Origin of the sequence: Actinoplanes subglobosus, assembly GCF_042650585.1 — a bacterium.
Taxonomy (GTDB): domain Bacteria; phylum Actinomycetota; class Actinomycetes; order Mycobacteriales; family Micromonosporaceae; genus Actinoplanes; species Actinoplanes subglobosus.
In genome coordinates this window covers 204,560-220,354 of the sequence record NZ_JBHSBL010000006.1, presented here as the reverse complement: position 1 = coordinate 220,354, position 15,795 = coordinate 204,560, and the positions used below count along the sequence as shown (strand labels likewise).

Genomic DNA, 15,795 nt, shown 5'->3' with positions numbered 1-15,795 from the left:
GCGTCGAACACGGGGGGATGCCTCGCCCCTCCTGCTCACCAGCGGCCCCGCGGTCGGCGTACCCGCGGTCGGCGTACCCGGAGAAGGGGTTCGGGTGTGGGTTTCGGGGCACGATGGAGGGCATGAGCCCTGTGGATTCGGCGGGTGAGTTCACCCGCGATCAGCGGTACATCGGCACCCGGATCACCGCTGACGGGCGGGACGGGTTCCCGGTCGAGGCCGGGCGGTACCGTCTCGTGGTCGCCCGGGCCTGCCCGTGGGCGAACCGGGCGATCATCGTGCGGCGGCTGCTCGGGCTGGAGGACGCGCTGTCGATGGGCGTCTGCGGACCGACCCACGACGAGCGGAGCTGGACCTTCGACCTCGATCCGGGCGGCCGCGATCCGGTGCTCGGGATCGAGCGGCTGCGTGACGCGTTCCTGGCCCGGTTCCCGGACTACGACAAGGGCATCACCGTTCCCGCGATCGTCGACGTGCCCAGCGGGAAGGTCGTCACCAACGACTTCGCGCAGATCACCGTCGACCTGTCGCTGGAGTGGGCGGCGTTCCACCGCCCGGGCGCGCCTCAGCTGTATCCGTCACACCTGCGCGACGAGATCGACGAGGTGAACGAGGGCGTCTTCGCCGACGTCAACAACGGCGTCTACCGGGCCGGTTTCGCGGGCACGCAGGAGGCCTACGACAAGGCTTTCACACGGTTGTTCGCCCGTCTCGACCAGCTCTCCGAGCGTCTTTCCGGTCAGCGCTACCTGGTCGGCGACACGATCACCGAGGCCGATGTCCGGCTGTTCACCACGCTGGCCCGGTTCGACGCCGTCTACCACGGCCATTTCAAGTGCAACCGCGCCAAGCTGACCGAGATGCCGGTGCTTTGGGCGTACGCGCGGGATCTGTTCCAGACGCCCGGCTTCGGGGACACGATCGACTTCGTGCACATCAAGCGCCACTACTACGAGGTGCACCGCGACCTGAACCCGCGCGGCATCGTCCCGGCCGGCCCGGACCCGCGAGGCTGGCTGACCCCGCACGGGCGTGAGGCACTGGGCGGCCGTCCCTTCGGCGACGGCACTCCGCCGGCCCCACCCCTTCCCGCCGAAACGGTCCCGCCGTCACACTCCGCCCAGCAGGTCCCGCAGTAGGGTGCTGAGCTGGGCGCTCTTCTCCGGGGGCAGGTGGGCCAGGAGGCGCTGCTGCTCGGTAAGGCCGGCGGTGACCGCCTCGTCGGCGATGGTGTGGCCCTCGGGGGTGAGGCGGACCAGGATGCCGCGGCGGTCGTCCGGATCGGGTGAGCGCGCGACCAGGCCCGCCTTCTCCAGGCGGTCGAGGCGGGCCGTGGTGCCGCCGGTGCTGAGCATCATCGACGCCGCGAGGACGCCCGGCGACAGCTGGAACGGTGCGCCGGAGCGGCGGAGCGTGGCCAGCACGTCGAAGTCGGCGCGGGCGATCCCGAAACGGGCGTAAGCCTTCTCGGTGGCGTCGCCGGCCAGGCGGGACAGCCGGTAGATGCGTCCGAAAACGCCCATGGCCTCGGTGTCCAGGTCGGGGCGCTCGCGGGCCCACTGGCCCAGGATCCGGTCGATGTCGTCGGTCACGTTCGCCATTTTCCTTGATGACGAGCTTCTCGAACAGAGTTATCTTGATGTCGAGATACTTTACGTCGAGGGAGTTGGGGTCCGATGCGGGTTCTGCTGGTCACGGCCCTCACGCCGGTGCTGTGGGGGACGACCTACGCGGTCACCACCGAGTTCCTGCCGCCCGGCCGTCCACTGCTCAGCGGCATGCTGCGAGCACTGCCGGCCGGTCTCGTGCTCCTCGCCCTCACCCGCGAGCTGCCCCGCGGCGCCTGGTGGTGGAAGTCGGCGGTGCTCGGGGCGCTCAACATCGGCATCTTCTTCGCGCTGCTCTTCGTCACCGCGTACCGGCTGCCCGGCGGGATGGCTGCGGTCCTCGGGGCGGTGCAGCCGCTGGTCGTGGCCGGCCTCAGCGTGCTCCTGCTGGGTGAGCGCGTCTCCGGGCGTACCGTCGCTGCGGGTTTGATCGGGGTTGCGGGCGTCTCCCTCGCGGTGCTGACCGCTTCCGCCCACCTCGACCCGGTGGGGATCGCCGCCGGCCTCGCCGGCGCCGGATCGATGGCGCTCGGCCTCGTCCTCACCAAACGGTGGGGCCGCCCCGGCGTCTCGTTGCTCACGGTGACCGGCTGGCAGCTCACCATGGGAGGCTTGCTGCTGGTCCCGGTCACCCTCCTGGCGGAGGGCCCGATTCCCGCACTGTCCGTGACAAACCTTTCGGGGTACGCCTACCTGAGCCTGATCGGGACGGCGCTGGCCTACACGCTCTGGTTCCGCGGGCTGGAACTCCTGCCGGCGTCGCGGGTGTCGCTGCTCAGCCTCTTCGCACCACTCACCGCGACGGTCGTCGGCTGGGCCGCGCTCGGCCAGACGCTGACGCCGGTGCAACTGGCCGGGATGACGCTCGCCTTCGGCGCCGTCGTGTGGGGCCAGTCAGTGCATGTCCGCCGTCGTGACGATGCGCCTGGTGTAACCGCCGCGGGCCGCGCGCAGCATGGCCCGGCCGACCTCGTCGGTGGTCGTGACGAAACGCGGCGCGACCCGACGGATCAGCGGGACCAGCGGCGCGATGACCGTGTAGGCCGTGTTGTACCACCCCGTCTTGGACCGGACACCGTGCGTGGGCTGGATGAACCCCGGACGGAAGGCGTAGCCGTTGCGGAACGTCTCCATGATCTCCCGCTCGGTGCGCGCCTTGACCCGCGACCACATCAGCCGGCTGTCCGCGTCGGTGCCCTCACCCGAGACGTAGACGAAGGTCAGATCGTCACCGAGCGGGGCCAGGGCACGGGCCGCGGCCATCGGGAAGTCGTAGGAGACCCGGGTGTAGGCGGCCTCGTCCATCCCCACCGATGACACGCCCAGGCAGTAGAAACAGGCGTCGTAACCGGTCAGCTCACCGGCGATCGGGCTCAGATCGGCGAAATCCGCGAGGGTGACCTCCCGCAGTTTCGGATGCTCGACACCGGTCGCGCCCCTCGTCACCACCAGCACCTCGGTCACGTCGGGCGCGAGCAGGCACTCCCGCAGCACACCCTGACCCACCATCCCGGTCGCCCCGAACACGATCACCCGCATGCCTCCAGTGTGCCGGGTGCGGGGGCGGAAAAACGTCGTACCCCGGGCCTAGGGTCGTCGTGTGCCCGTTGAACGATGGTCCGCCGCCCAGGTCGAGGCGCTCACGCCCGATCCCGCCTCGCTGCGCGACGCGCGTGGTGTCGCCGGCCCGTTCTCCGCCGGCGGTCCGGCCGGTGACCGGTCGAAAAGGACGGTGCCCCCTGATCCGGCGGCCGCGGCCAAGCGTGCCCGGGGTCGCTCCGACCGTGTCGCCGGCGGCATGGCGGAGCTGCAGCGGTGGCTCGACGACCAGATCGAGCAGGGTCTGGCCGTGGCCGGGCGGGCCGGGCCGCAGCCGTTCGAGATGATGGCGGCCCGGCTGGTCGACGCGCAGGCGCCCGGTGCCGCCGGCATGGTCCGCAGGCTGGGCGGGTTCGCCGGGGCCGGCCCGCAGTGGGCCGACCGGCTGCTCGGCGAGCTGGCCCTGCTGCGGCTCCTCGTCACCGGCCACGCCCGGCTCGGCGACCTCGATCCGGCGCTCGCGGCCACCGTCCGTGCCCGCATCGGGTTCCCGACCGCGACCGAGGAGGTGCTGGCCGGGCCGCGGGTCACCGACCGCTGGCAGGTCCTCGGCCAGGTGGAGACCGATGAGGGTGCGCTCACCAGCCGGCGCACCTGGTTGCGCGGGTCGGGCGGGCGGTTCGCGCTGGTCCTGTCGTTCGCGGCGCCCGGCCAGCCGCTGCCGGCCGATCTGATCCCGGGCACCGAGTTCCGTGCTGACCTGTGCTTCTATCCGGGCTCGGCACCGCTGCGGGCACTCGTCGCCGAGCGCGTCTCGGCGGCCGAGCCGTTCGCCTCGCCCGACGGCGCGGGCACCATCCGGGCTGGTCTGGCCGGGTGGGCGTCCCTGGTCGCCGCCGAGCCGTGGAGGCATGACGCTCCGATGCTCGTCTCCTCGGCGCGACCCACGTCCGACGGTCATCTGGTCGACGCGGAGGGCTGGGCGCTGCCCCTCGCTCCCGGTCACCGGGAGCCCTGGTGGTTGCTCGCGGCGGCCGGCGGGTCCCCGGCGACGGTCGCGGCCGAGTGGTCTCCGGCCGGCCTGCGTCCCCTCGCGGCCTGGGTCGACGGGCGATTCGTGCCCACCGCACCACCGGTGCCGGATTCCTCCTCCCGGCGGCCGGCCGAGTTGCCGCCGGAGTTGCTGACCGCGGCCCTGGTCGGCACCGGCCGACGCCCGTGGGCGGGCCGCTCGGTGCGGGTCGACCCGCTGACGGTCGACCTGGGCTCCCCCGCCGGCGCGCCACCTTCAGCCGTTGCCGACGGCTCCCCCGCCAGCGCGCCACCTTCAGCCGTTGCCGACGGCTCCCCCGCCGGCGCGCCACCTTCAGCCGTTGCCGACGGCTCCCCCGCCGGCGCGCCACCTTCAGCCGTTGCCGGCGGCTCCCTCGCCGGTGCACCGGTTTCCGCCGAGGCCGGCCGCTCCCCCGGCGCGCCGTCGTCCGCCGGGCGTCTCCCGGATGCCACCGGTTCCCCGGAAAGCCTCTCCGCGGGGCCGGCGGCCGCGCTTCTGGAGGCGGCGGCTGTCGCGCTCACCTGCCGCCGGGCCGGGGTGGAGCCGGAGATCGGGCGGGTCCCGGTGGACGCCGCTCCCCCGGAGACCGATGTCCCGCTGCCACCGGCCGCCGCGGCGCGGCTGGCCCGGATCCTCGACGGCGGGGCTCCCGGCGGTGGCCACCACGAGCAGGCGCTGCTGATCCAGTGGCTGGCCGCCGCCGTGGGCCGGGGCGGCATCGTCCCGCCGGTGATCCTTCCCGATCTGCTGGAGGCGGGCCGTCGCAACGCCCTGCTGCGGGCCGATGTGGCCGGTGTCGCCGGCCGCCGCGGCGCCTGGCTGGCCGCGCAGCGTGCCGACTGGCACTGGCTGCTGACCGAGGCGGCCCCCACCCGCACCGGCGACTGGACGGCCACGGCCGCCCGCACCCGCGACTGGACGACCTCGGCCACCGCCGAGCGCCTCGGTCTCCTCGTGGAGCTGCGCCGCAGCGACCCCGGCCGGGCCCGTGAGCTGCTGGAGAGCACCTGGGGCGAGGAGTCCTCGGACAATCGGGCCCGGTTCCTGGCGACGTTGGGCACGGGCCTGTCGCTCGACGACGAGCCCCTGCTCGAAAGGGCCCTGGACGACCGCCGCAAAGAGGTCCGCGAGGCCGCGCTCGACCTGCTGCGGCAGTTGCCCGGGGCGGCGCTCGGCCGGCGGATGACCGCGCGCGCCCGGGCCGCGGTCCGGCTCGACGGGTCCGGCCGGCTGACCGTCGAGCCACCCACCGAGCTCGACCGTGACCTGCGGCGCGACGGTGTCAGCGCGACCCCGGTGCGCGGCATCGGCGTCGGTGCCTGGCTCCTCGAGGAGGTTCTCGCCGGGACACCCCTCTCCACCTGGACCGTCCCGCCTCCCTCGACCGGCGCTGGTCCTTTGTCCACTGCGGGGCTCGGCCCGAGCGGGTGGATCGCGGCCGCTCGCGGGCATGACTGGGCGAATCCGCTGGTGCACGGGTGGGCCAAGGCCGCCGTCGTTCAACGTGACCCGCGATGGGCGACCGCTCTGCTCGCCGCCGATCACGGGACCTTGCGTGAGGCCGTCCGGTGGGATCTGCATCTGGTGCTACCTCCGGATGAGCTGGCGCGCCTGGCCACCGCGGCACTGCGTTCCGAGGACGGCTCGGCCCAGCGTCTGCTCGGCCTGCATCCGGGGCCCTGGCCGGACGGGCTGTCGGTGGCCGTTCTGGAGACCGTGGATCAGCGCGCCCGCAACGACCGGCACACCTGGCAGCTCGGCGAGCTCTGCCGGGCGGCCGCACTGGCCATGCCTCCGGGCTACGCCGACCTGGCCGGGCGCCTGGCCGCACAGCTCGATCGGGTCGTCGACCCGGCCCGGGTGCGCCCGGTCGCCGAGCTCGCCCGCACTCTCATCTTCCGCCACGAGATGCTTCAGGAGCTGCAGTGAACGACGGCACGATCCCGACGGCCGGTGCGACCGGGGCGCTGCGGCCGCACGCCGAGGAGCAGTATTCCGAGGAGCTGACCCTGCTCGCCGCGGCCGACGACCGGCCCCGGCCGCCGGGCTGGCGTCTGTCACCACAGGCCGTGGTCACCTATCTGCTCGGCGACGGCGCGAAGATCACCCCGAAGTACGTGGGGCCCCGCCGGCTGATGGAGGTCGCGGTCTCGACGCTGGCCACCGACCGGGCGTTGCTGCTGCTCGGCGTTCCCGGCACCGCGAAGACGTGGGTGTCGGAGCATCTGGCGGCGGCGATCTCCGGCGATTCGACACTGCTCGTGCAGGGCACCGCCGGGACGGCCGAGGAGGCGATCCGGTATGGGTGGAACTACGCCCGGTTGCTCGCCGAGGGCCCGACCGACGCGGCACTGGTGCCGAGCCCGATCATGCGGGCCATGCGGACCGGGTCGATCGCCCGGGTCGAGGAGCTGACCCGGGTGCCGTCCGACGTGCAGGACGCCCTGATCACGGTCCTGTCCGAGAAGGCCCTGCCGGTTCCCGAGCTGAACACCGAGGTCCAGGCGCGGCGCGGGTTCAACCTGATCGCCACCGCCAACGACCGGGACCGCGGGGTCAACGAGCTGTCCAGCGCGCTGCGCCGCCGGTTCAACACGGTCGTGCTGCCGGTTCCGGCGAGCGCCGACGACGAGGTGGAGATCGTGGCGCGGCGGGTCGCCCAGCTCGGGCGGGCCCTGGAGCTGCCGGAGGTGCCGGCCGCGATGGAGGAGATCCGGCGGGTGGTGACGGTCTTCCGTGAGCTCCGGTCGGGGGTGACCGAGGATGGGCGTACCAGATTGAAGTCTCCGACCGGGAGTCTTTCGACGGCCGAGGCCATCTCGGTGGTGACCAGCGGGATGGCGCTCGCCGCCCACTTCGGTGACGGCACGCTGCATCCGGGTGACGTGGCCGCCGGCATCGTCGGCGCGGTGATCAAGGATCCGGTGTCCGACGGTGTCGTCTGGCGGGAGTACCTGGAGACCGTCGTCCGGGAGCGGTCCGGCTGGCTCGACTTCTACCGGGCCGCCCGCGATGCCTGAGCGGATCTACGGGATCCGGCATCACGGGCCCGGTTCGGCCCGGGCGGTGGTGCGCGAGCTGGACGCGCATCCGCCGGAGGTCCTGCTGATCGAGGGGCCACCGGAGGCCGACGACCTGGTCCGATGGGCGGCCGACGGCGGTGTGGAACCGCCGGTCGCGCTGCTCGGCTACGCGACCGCCGATCCGGGACGGGCGGCGTTCTGGCCGTTCGCGGTCTTCTCCCCGGAATGGCAGGCCATCCGGTGGGCGGTCCGGCGCGGCGTCCGCGTCCGCTTCTTCGATCTTCCGTACGGCTGTCGTGTCGCGTCCGAGGCGGACACCTCGACGTCGCCGGAGGCCGCGACCGGGAGTGCCGCCCACGCATCGCCGCCAGATGACGGGCCGGTGCGGCCGGTGGATCCGATCGGGGAGCTGGCGGCCGCGGCCGGCTACGACGATCCGGAGCGGTGGTGGGAGGACGTCGTCGAGCATCGGGGGATTCCGGTGTTCGCGGCGATCGCCGAGGCCATGACCGCGATCCGGGAACACGCGCCGGAGAACCCGGACGACCTGCTCCGCGAGGCGTGGATGCGGTCGGTGCTGCGGGAGGAGCGGCGGCGGCACGAGGACATCGCCGTGGTGTGCGGGGCGTGGCACGTCCCGGCGCTGACCCGCAAGGTGGCGGTCAGGGACGACACCGCGCTGATCAAGGGACGGCGCCGGGGGAAGGTGGCGTTCACCTGGGTGCCGTGGACCTACGGGCGGCTGGCGTCGTGGTCCGGCTACGGGGCCGGGGTCCGGTCCCCGGGGTGGTATCACCACCTGTTCACGACCGGGGACGACGTGGTCACGCGCTGGCTGGTGGACGCGGCCGGGGTGCTGCGGGCCGAGGGGGTGCCCACGTCGTCGGCGCACGTCATCGAGGCCGTCCGGCTCGCGGAGGCTCTGGCCACGCTGCGCGGGCGGCCGCTCGCCGGGCTGGCCGAGGTGACCGAGGCCGCCGAGGCGGTGATGTGTGACGGTGAGCCGCTGCGGTCCGAGCTGATCGCCCGCCGGCTGGTCGTCGGCGAGCGTCTGGGTTCGGTGCCGGACGACATGCCGGCCGTGCCTCTAGTCCGGGACCTGACCGCGCAGCAGCGGGCGCTGCGGCTCAAACCGGAGGCCACCGGGCGTGCCCTCGATCTGGATCTGCGGCAGGCCAACGATCTGCGGCGGAGCCGGCTGCTGCACCGGCTGTCGGTGCTGGACGTCCCGTGGGGGCGGCGGGCGACGGCCCGGCGCGGGACGGGGACGTTTCGGGAGGAGTGGCGGCTGGAGTGGCAGCCGGAGTTCGCGGTGCGGCTGGTCGAGGGCAGCATGTGGGGCACGACCGTGGTGGCGGCGGCGACCGCCCGGGTCGTCCGGCGTGCCCGGGACGCGGCGACCCTGGCCGAGGTCACCGAGCTGGTGGAGACGTGTCTGCTCGCGGATCTGTCCGAGGCGTACCCCGCGGTGCTCGCCGCTCTGGACGCCCGGGCCGCGCTCGACGCCGACGTGCACCATCTGATGTCGGCGATCCCGGCGCTGGCCCGGACCCTGCGGTACGGCGACGTCCGCCGGACCGACGTCGCCGGGCTGGCCACGGTGACCGCGAGTCTGCTGGTCCGGGTGTGCGCGGCACTGCCGTCGGCGGCGGCCTCGCTCTCCGACGAGGCGGCCCGGCGGCTGCGCGACGGGATGGACGGGGTGCACCGGGCGGCCGGGCTGCTCGCCGACGCGTCGCTGCGGGACCGCTGGCTCACCACGATCGGGGCGCTGGCGGCACGGCCGGGGCTGCACGGGCTCCCGGCGGGGCGGCTGACCCGGCTGCTGCTGGACGCGAGCCGGCTGGACGGCACCGAGGTCCGCCGGCGGCTGCGGCTGACGCTGACGGCCGGCACGCCACCGGCGCACGCGGCGGCCTGGGTGGAGGGGTTCCTGTCCGGCGGCGGGCTGCTGCTGGTGCACGACGAGGCGCTGTTGTCGCTGGTGGACGACTGGCTGGCGGACATCCCGGCGGAGTCGTTCGACGGTGTGCTGCCGTTGCTGCGGCGTGCGTTCGGCGGTTTCGACGCCGGCGAGCGGCGGGCCATCGGTGAGCGGATCGCCGGTGACCGATCGTCCGGTGCCGGCCCGGAGGCCGCTGTCGACGGGGCCCGGGCAGCCGCTCCACTGGCGACGCTGGGCGCCCTGCTCGGCCGGAGCCTGACGACGACCGGAGGGCGGGCGTGAGCGACGGGGAACAGGCCGCGGAGCGGCGCCGGCGGTGGCGGCTGGTGCTCGGCGGGGCCGCGGACGAGTCGCTCGGTGCGGCCGAGGGCCGGGACGGGGCGATGGACTCGGCGATGGCCGCGTTGTACGACACTCCGGACGGGACGGCCGACGGGCGGGCGTCGAAGCGGTCGGCGGGGCTGGGCGGCTCGGCACCGAAGGTGGCGCGCTGGCTCGGTGACATCCGGGAGTACTTCCCGAGCACGGTGGTGCAGGTGATGCAGGCCGACGCCATCGAGCGGCTGGATCTGACCCGGCTGCTGCTGGAGCCGGAGATGCTGGCCGCCGTCGAGCCGGACGTGCATCTCGTGGGCACGTTGCTCTCGTTGAACCGGGTCATGCCGGACGCCGCCCGGGAGACGGCGCGACAGGTGGTCCGTACCGTCGTGGAGGAGTTGGAGCGCCGCGTCGCGCAACCGACCCGCGCCGCGGTGACCGGGGCTCTGAACCGGGCCGCCCGGGTCAGCCGGCCCCGGCATGCGGACATCGACTGGGACCGGACGATCCGCGCGAACCTGCGGCACTACGTGCCCGAGCACCGGACGGTGATTCCGGAGCGCATGGTCGGGTTCGGCCGGCGGGGCTCCGCGGTGCGGCGGGACGTGGTGCTCTGTGTCGACCAGTCCGGTTCGATGGCCTCGTCGGTGGTGTTCTCCGGGGTGTTCGCGGCGGTGCTGGCGTCGATGCGGTCGCTGCGCACGTCGCTCGTGGTGTTCGACATGGCGGTGGTGGATCTGACCGATCAGCTGGCCGATCCGGTGGAGGTGCTGTTCGGCACGCAGCTGGGCGGCGGGACCGACATCAACCGGGCGATCGCCTACTCGCAGCAGCTGATCACGCGACCACGGGACAGCATCTTCGTGCTGATCAGCGACCTGTACGAGGGCGGCGTGCGGGAGGAGATGCTGCGCCGGGTGGCCGAGATGACGACCGCGGGCGTGCAGGTGGTGGCGTTGCTGGCGCTCTCCGACGAGGGCGCGCCGGCCTACGACCACGAGAACGCGGCGGCTCTGGCCGAGCTGGGTGTGCCGGCTTTCGCGTGCACCCCGGACGCCTTCCCGGATCTGATGGCGGCGGCGATCGAGCGCCGTGACCTGCGGGCTTTCGCCGGGCGCCGGACCGACCCGGGAAACGCTTGAGCGAAGCTCCCGATGTAACTACCGTAGGGGCTATGAGTGCTTACCTGACGAACCATCGCGTGTGGCAGGAGAGCTGGGACAGGCAGCAGGCGGCGTTCATGCCGGACCGGGAGGAGCGGTTCGCGGCGATGCTGGAGGCGGTCGCCGCGATCGCCGAGGGCGACGCGCCGCGGATCCTCGACCTGGCCGGCGGCACGGGCACGATCTCGTTGCGCGCGCTGGCCCGGTTCCCCGGGGCCCGGCCGACCGTCCTGGACCAGGACCCGGTGCTGCTGACGATCGCCGGCTCCTCGCTGCGGGACCGGGCCGCCGTGGTCGACGCCGACCTGGGCGACCCGGGCTGGCGGGCCAAGCTGCCGGCCGAGCCGTTCGACGCGGTGCTGACCGCGACGGCGCTGCACTGGCTGCCGGCCGAGCGGGTCGCCGCGCTGTATGCGGAGGTCCGGGAGGTGCTGCGCCCGGGCGGCCTGTTCGTGAACGCGGACCACATGGAGGACGAGGGCCTGCCGGAGCTGTCCCGGCAGCTGCGCGATCACGGGCGGGCCAGGCGCGAGGCGCGGTATGCGTCCGGAGCGGCGACCTCCTGGCCACAGTGGTGGGCGCTGGCCGCCGCCGACGAGCAGCTGGCGCCCAAGGCGGTCGAGCGGGAGCGGATCTACCCGTCCGACCGGCACGGCGAGGAGTGGCTGCCGCCGGCGTCGTGGCACGTCGAGGCGCTGCGGGCGGCCGGTTTCCGGGAGGCGGGCGTCATCTGGAGGGGCGGCACGGACGCCGCGGTCGCCGGTCTCCGCTGAGAAAGCCGGCCGGCGGGGGGTCACGTGGCGCCGGTCGGCCGGTCGGTCCAGCGGAGGAAGCGTTCGAAGAGTTCGGAGGCGGGCGCCTGGGGCATGTCCCGGGCGGCCTCCTCCAGGTGGTCCCACATGAGAACGGCCAGTTCGACCCGCCCGTTGGCGCCGGCCAGCTGCTCACGGGCCGGGTCGCACGGCCAGGGCCGCCCGCAGGCCCGGCAGTCCCAGGACGGCCGGGCCGGATCGTGGTCCGCCTGGTCGCCGGTCACGTGCCACACCTCCCCAGCCGCGGATCCGCCGGCGGGGCACGGCAAACGCGCCGGGTCCGCCCGCCCTCGCACCCGCGTGTCCCACACAGTGCGCGCGCATCGAGCGACGGTCAACCGCCCGGGCCCGCCCCTCGCCGGTCCGGGTGACGCCCGGCAGAGGCATCGGCACCGATCGTTCCGGCCTGGTCACGCAGGGTCCCGCGCGCGGGCCTCGGCCGCATGCTGCGGCAAGGGGCGACTTCCGATCGGGGGTACGGGCGGAGCGCGGTCCCCTGGCGCACCGGTGACGAGATGCCGACAGCGCCTGCCGATGACCCGAATCCCGCCCGATATGTACCTTTCTTTGGGAGCATGGGGCGAGACGACCGGCCCGGGACGGTGACATGGCCTACGACGAGCACCACGAGCACGACGAGTACCCGACGCCTGAGGGCGGCCTGTACGCGTCCACGTCCGCGGCCGGCACACACCTGGCGGCGCGACGACGCAGACAACTGGTCGCCGCGATCACCGGTGGGGTCGCGGTGGTGGCCGGCGCCGGGTTCGTGGTCACCCAGCTGATGAACGAGCAGCAGCCGAGCCTGCCCGAACCGGCCGCGCTCGCGCCACAGACGACACCGGTGACGGCCGTGTCCACTCCGGAGGAGACGGTGCCGGTCTCCCGTACCCCCAGAATGCGGCATGCCGCGCCCGTCGAACTCAGCCCGGTGCCGTCGCTCGACGCGAGCCGCCAGGCGAGCCCTGATGCGGCCGAGGCCGCCGCCTCGGCCGCCCTCGACGAGTTGCGCGAACGTCTGCGCCTCAGCGAACGGACCAAGGTCACCGAGCAGACCTACGAGGACGGCACCACCCGCATCGTCGCCGCGTGGCGCGACACCAGCGACGAGTCCCTGTTGCGGCGGGCGAAGGACGCCGGAACGCCGGCCGGCAACGGCGCCCGCTGCACCACCGAGATCCGCAACGAGCCCGACCTGGCGCTGGGCCGGCCGCCGACGCTGATGTGCTGGCGCACCTCGACGTTCCGGAGCGTGGTCGTCGTGACGTCCGCGACGAAGGGCGCGGCGGCCATCGCCGACTGCGTGCTGCTGATCGACACCGAGTGGCCGAAGCCGGACTGACACCCGCATGAACGCCAGCCGCGACGGGACCCCTCGGGTCCCGCCGCGGCTGCTGGTGCGGATCGGTCAGGCGACGAACTCGCCGCTGGTGGCGCCCAGGACGGTGGTGCTCTCCGGGATGACCACGCGGTAGGTCTGGCCGGGCATCAGGCCGGACAGCGCGGCCTTCGCCGGCGAGGCCGGGGCCGTGTAGGAGGCGACCCGGCGCCAGCCGTTGCCGGCCCACTGCTGGATCTCGGTGGCCCGGCCGATCGCGCCGGTCAGGGTGATCTGCGCCTGGCCGCGGCCGGTGGGCACCACGGTGACCGCGGCACGGACCTTGTAGCTGACCGCCGCCGAGGTCACGCCCCCGTTCGAGGCCTTGAGGACGACCTGGTAGGACGCCTTGCCGGCACGGTCGACCTGAACGACGCCGAGGTCACTGGTGGTGGCGTCGGTGCACTGCTGCGCGGCGCCGGCCTCGGTCACGCAGACCGAGACGGGCTGACGCGACAACGCCTGGCCACCGGCGGTGACGGTGAAGGTGGTGCTCGTCGCCGTACCGTAGACGACCTCGCCACCGATGGTGTTCGCGGTGATCTTGACAGGGGCACCGGCAACCGGCGGAGTGGTCGGCGCGGTCGTCGGAGCCTTGGTCGGCGGGGTGGTCGGCGCGGTCGTCGCCGGCGGGGTCGTCGGCGCCTTGGTGGGCGGGGTCGTCGGGGTGGTCGCCGGCGGCGTCGTCGGCGCCTTGGTCGGCGGGGTGGTCGGGGCCGTCGTCGCCGGGGCGAGCGCGTTCAGGGCGGACAGCGCGTCGATGCGGCCGTTGCCGAAGTCGTTGTCGAACCCGGCACCGCCCAGGTCGACGGCCGACTTCTCCAGGGTGGCCTCGATCTGGTCCGGGGTCAGCGAGCTCTGGTAGCTCTTGAGCAGCGCGGCCACGGCGGCGACGTGCGGCGACGCCATCGAGGTGCCGCTCATCGTCTTGTACTGACCGCCCGGGGAGGTGCTCAGGATGTCGGTGCCGGGCGCGGCGACGTCGACGTAGCTGCCCGCGTTCGAGTAGACGCCGATCCGGTCGTTCGTGTCGGTCGCGGCCACACCGATGACACCGGCGTCCGCGGCCGGGTACGAGGTGGGGCTGCCCTGCTGACGGCTGTTGCCGACGGCGGCGACGACGGTGACGCCCTTGCTGCGGGCGTAGGTGATCGCGTTGCTGACCGCGGTGACCTTCTGCGTGCCGCCCAGCGACATGTTGATCACCTGGGCGCCGTGGTCGGCGGCCCACGTGATGCCCTCGGCGGTGTCCGACATGTTGCCGCTGCCGTTGTCGCCCAGCACCTTCACCGGCATGATCTTGACGTCCGGGGCGAAGCCGGAGACACCGGTCGCGTTGCCGGTGACGGCGGCGATCGTGCCGGCCACATGGGTGCCGTGCCCGTGCCGGTCGGTGGTGGAGCCGGCCCGGTCGGTGGTGGCGTCGTAGCCACTGATCACGTTCGCGGCCAGGTCCGGGTGCGTGGCGTCGACACCGCTGTCGATCACCGCGACGGTCACACCGGCGCCGGTCGACTTCTGCCAGGCGTCGGCCGTACGGATCTTGGTGAAGTCCCACTGCTGGGCCCGGTAGGTGTCCGAGCCGGTGGGTATGCCAAGCGCGTACACCGGGGCGTCCATCTCGACACCGACGGCGTTGTCCGCCCCCTGCGCCTCCTCGACCAGCTTGATCGCGGACGCCTTGTCGGTCGCCTCCTTGACGGTGACGACCGGCCGGCCCTCACTGTCGAGCGTCGTGGAGACGACCCGGGCCGGCTGCGCCTCGGTCACCGTGGCCGGAACGATCTGCTCGGGAGCCGTGGTCAGCCCGTAGGTGACCGGCGCCCACTCCGCACTCCCGTTCGGAAGAGCGAGAACACCGACGGCGGCGAGCGCCCCCGCGGCGACGGCACCGGCAGCGTACTTTCCGAGCTGAACCTTCATGTACAACGTCCTCCCGTTTAGCTGGCTGGCTACGGGAATCAGATTCGTCAGCGCAGGTTGTGAGGACGGTTGACGACGTGTTGCACGACGGGAGCGGCGATCCGGGGCCGCTCCTGATGGGTTCGATCGGTCGGCGGCGGACGGGCTTGAGCAGTCGCCGTTCTCGGACAACTCTCAGCTACGGGTTGCTGGTTTTAGCCTGATTTGTCGGTTCGGTTGGGGAGCATGGGGTTTCGGAGTCCGCCTCACGAAAGGGACAGACGATGACCATGCACGACGACGACCGCCACCACACGGCACCGATGGCCCTGGTACGCCCGAGACGGAACCGCGCGAAGGCGGTGGCGGGCGTGGCCGGCCTGGCCGTCGCCTTGGGCGCCGGTGCTTTCGCCATCACGACCGCGCTGGTCAGCGAAGACGAACCCGCAACACGCGACGTGACCGCGATCGGTCAGCCGGCTCCCGCTCCGTTCGCCTCGGCTCCGGCGGACACCAGCTCCACGGGAGAGTCCGCCGAACCAATGGAGTCGCCGGAGCACAAGACCACGGCTTCACCTACGAAAAGCAAACCGGTTGAGCAGCAGATCAAAGAGGCGCGGGAGAAGGCCGCCAAGGACGGCTTCCCCCTCCAGCGGGCGCTCACCGCTGCCCCCGGTGCCGCGCCGCAGGTCGGCGAGGTCACGGTCACCAACGAGGGCCCGCAGGAGGACGGCGGCACCCTGCGTACGATCTCCGCGCGCTACGACCTCACCGGACAGCGGGAACTGCTATGGGTCACCGACAGCGGCGAGAAGGTCGGCGACGCACAGTGCAGCCAGAAGTTCCGCTTCAGCAACAACTCCGCGCCGAGAGAGCGGCCCACCATGCTGATGTGCTGGCGGACGTCGTCCGACCGGAGCGTCATCACCATCGCGGTGGAGCCCAAGGGACGGCCCGACGCGGAGTCGACGGTGGGCAAGCTGGAGAAGCAGTGGAACACCATGGGTTGACGTTCGGCTCAGGAAAAAGAAACGGCCCGGAGCGCTGAGCTCCG

At 73.1% G+C, this 15,795-nt stretch carries 12 protein-coding genes and 1 pseudogene; 9 read left to right on the top strand and 4 right to left on the bottom strand.

Features of this window, described 5'->3' with window-relative positions; all coding sequences use genetic code 11:
• Window positions 1-122 precede the first annotated feature (122 nt).
• Window positions 123-1,139: a glutathione S-transferase family protein gene (locus ACFO0C_RS07140; protein WP_378065740.1), complete on the top strand. Its 1,017-nt coding sequence runs from the start codon at window positions 123-125 to the stop codon at window positions 1,137-1,139.
• On the opposite strand, the gene ACFO0C_RS07135 is transcribed toward ACFO0C_RS07140, so the two are convergent.
• Complete coding sequence (locus tag ACFO0C_RS07135; protein ID WP_378065739.1) at window positions 1,110-1,601, bottom strand: MarR family winged helix-turn-helix transcriptional regulator; 492 nt, start codon at window positions 1,599-1,601, stop codon at window positions 1,110-1,112. The genes ACFO0C_RS07140 and ACFO0C_RS07135 overlap by 30 nt on opposite strands.
• 75 nt (window positions 1,602-1,676) lie before the next feature.
• Between ACFO0C_RS07135 and ACFO0C_RS07130 the strand changes: the two are divergent.
• Window positions 1,677-2,480: pseudogene (locus ACFO0C_RS07130) on the top strand (EamA family transporter); the annotation flags it as partial.
• Between the two features lie 21 nt (window positions 2,481-2,501).
• Here ACFO0C_RS07130 and ACFO0C_RS07125 read toward each other — a convergent pair.
• On the bottom strand, window positions 2,502-3,146 hold the full coding sequence (locus ACFO0C_RS07125) for an NAD-dependent epimerase/dehydratase family protein (protein ID WP_378065738.1): 645 nt from the start codon (window positions 3,144-3,146) through the stop codon (window positions 2,502-2,504).
• A gap of 61 nt (window positions 3,147-3,207) precedes the next feature.
• Between ACFO0C_RS07125 and ACFO0C_RS07120 the strand changes: the two genes are divergently transcribed.
• From ACFO0C_RS07120 to ACFO0C_RS07100, 5 genes are read left to right on the top strand one after another with little or no spacing between them, the layout of a single operon-like run.
• On the top strand, window positions 3,208-6,129 hold the full coding sequence (locus ACFO0C_RS07120) for a DUF5691 domain-containing protein (protein WP_378065737.1): 2,922 nt from the start codon (window positions 3,208-3,210) through the stop codon (window positions 6,127-6,129).
• Window positions 6,126-7,220, top strand: coding sequence for an ATP-binding protein (locus tag ACFO0C_RS07115; RefSeq protein WP_378065736.1), 1,095 nt, complete (start codon window positions 6,126-6,128; stop codon window positions 7,218-7,220). The genes ACFO0C_RS07120 and ACFO0C_RS07115 overlap by 4 nt, the downstream gene beginning before the upstream one ends.
• Window positions 7,213-9,450 carry a DUF5682 family protein gene (locus tag ACFO0C_RS07110; RefSeq protein WP_378065735.1) on the top strand — a complete coding sequence of 746 codons (2,238 nt, stop codon included), beginning with the start codon at window positions 7,213-7,215 and terminating at the stop codon, window positions 9,448-9,450. The genes ACFO0C_RS07115 and ACFO0C_RS07110 overlap by 8 nt, the downstream gene beginning before the upstream one ends.
• Window positions 9,447-10,628, top strand: a complete 1,182-nt coding sequence (locus ACFO0C_RS07105) for a VWA domain-containing protein (protein WP_378065734.1) — start codon at window positions 9,447-9,449, stop codon at window positions 10,626-10,628. The genes ACFO0C_RS07110 and ACFO0C_RS07105 overlap by 4 nt, the downstream gene beginning before the upstream one ends.
• Window positions 10,629-10,660: 32 nt before the next feature.
• Window positions 10,661-11,422, top strand: coding sequence for a class I SAM-dependent methyltransferase (locus ACFO0C_RS07100; RefSeq protein ID WP_378065733.1), 762 nt, complete (start codon window positions 10,661-10,663; stop codon window positions 11,420-11,422).
• A 20-nt stretch (window positions 11,423-11,442) separates the two neighbouring features.
• Here the strand turns inward: ACFO0C_RS07100 and ACFO0C_RS07095 are convergent, their stop codons facing one another.
• Window positions 11,443-11,685 (bottom strand): hypothetical protein, encoded by a 243-nt coding sequence (locus ACFO0C_RS07095; RefSeq protein WP_378065732.1) that lies wholly within the window; start codon window positions 11,683-11,685, stop codon window positions 11,443-11,445.
• A 383-nt stretch (window positions 11,686-12,068) separates the two neighbouring features.
• Here ACFO0C_RS07095 and ACFO0C_RS07090 point away from each other — a divergent pair, with 383 nt between their 5' ends.
• Window positions 12,069-12,803: a hypothetical protein gene (locus tag ACFO0C_RS07090; RefSeq protein WP_378065731.1), complete on the top strand. Its 735-nt coding sequence runs from the start codon at window positions 12,069-12,071 to the stop codon at window positions 12,801-12,803.
• Between the two features lie 66 nt (window positions 12,804-12,869).
• On the opposite strand, the gene ACFO0C_RS07085 is transcribed toward ACFO0C_RS07090, so the two are convergent.
• Entirely contained in the window at window positions 12,870-14,762 is a 1,893-nt protein-coding gene (locus ACFO0C_RS07085) for a S8 family peptidase (RefSeq protein WP_378065730.1), read from the bottom strand.
• A gap of 263 nt (window positions 14,763-15,025) precedes the next feature.
• Here ACFO0C_RS07085 and ACFO0C_RS07080 point away from each other — a divergent pair, with 263 nt between their 5' ends.
• On the top strand, window positions 15,026-15,751 hold the full coding sequence (locus tag ACFO0C_RS07080) for a hypothetical protein (RefSeq protein WP_378065729.1): 726 nt from the start codon (window positions 15,026-15,028) through the stop codon (window positions 15,749-15,751).
• The last annotated feature ends 44 nt before the right edge of the window (window positions 15,752-15,795 follow it).

Coding starts and splice junctions, on each gene's coding strand:
- ACFO0C_RS07140 (WP_378065740.1), top strand. CDS start 123: ATGAGCCCTGTGGATTCGGCGGGTGAGTTCACCCGCGATCAGCGGTAC.
- ACFO0C_RS07135 (WP_378065739.1), bottom strand. CDS start 1,601: ATGGCGAACGTGACCGACGACATCGACCGGATCCTGGGCCAGTGGGCC.
- ACFO0C_RS07125 (WP_378065738.1), bottom strand. CDS start 3,146: ATGCGGGTGATCGTGTTCGGGGCGACCGGGATGGTGGGTCAGGGTGTG.
- ACFO0C_RS07110 (WP_378065735.1), top strand. CDS start 7,213: ATGCCTGAGCGGATCTACGGGATCCGGCATCACGGGCCCGGTTCGGCC.
- ACFO0C_RS07100 (WP_378065733.1), top strand. CDS start 10,661: ATGAGTGCTTACCTGACGAACCATCGCGTGTGGCAGGAGAGCTGGGAC.
- ACFO0C_RS07090 (WP_378065731.1), top strand. CDS start 12,069: ATGGCCTACGACGAGCACCACGAGCACGACGAGTACCCGACGCCTGAG.
- ACFO0C_RS07085 (WP_378065730.1), bottom strand. CDS start 14,762: ATGAAGGTTCAGCTCGGAAAGTACGCTGCCGGTGCCGTCGCCGCGGGG.
- ACFO0C_RS07080 (WP_378065729.1), top strand. CDS start 15,026: ATGACCATGCACGACGACGACCGCCACCACACGGCACCGATGGCCCTG.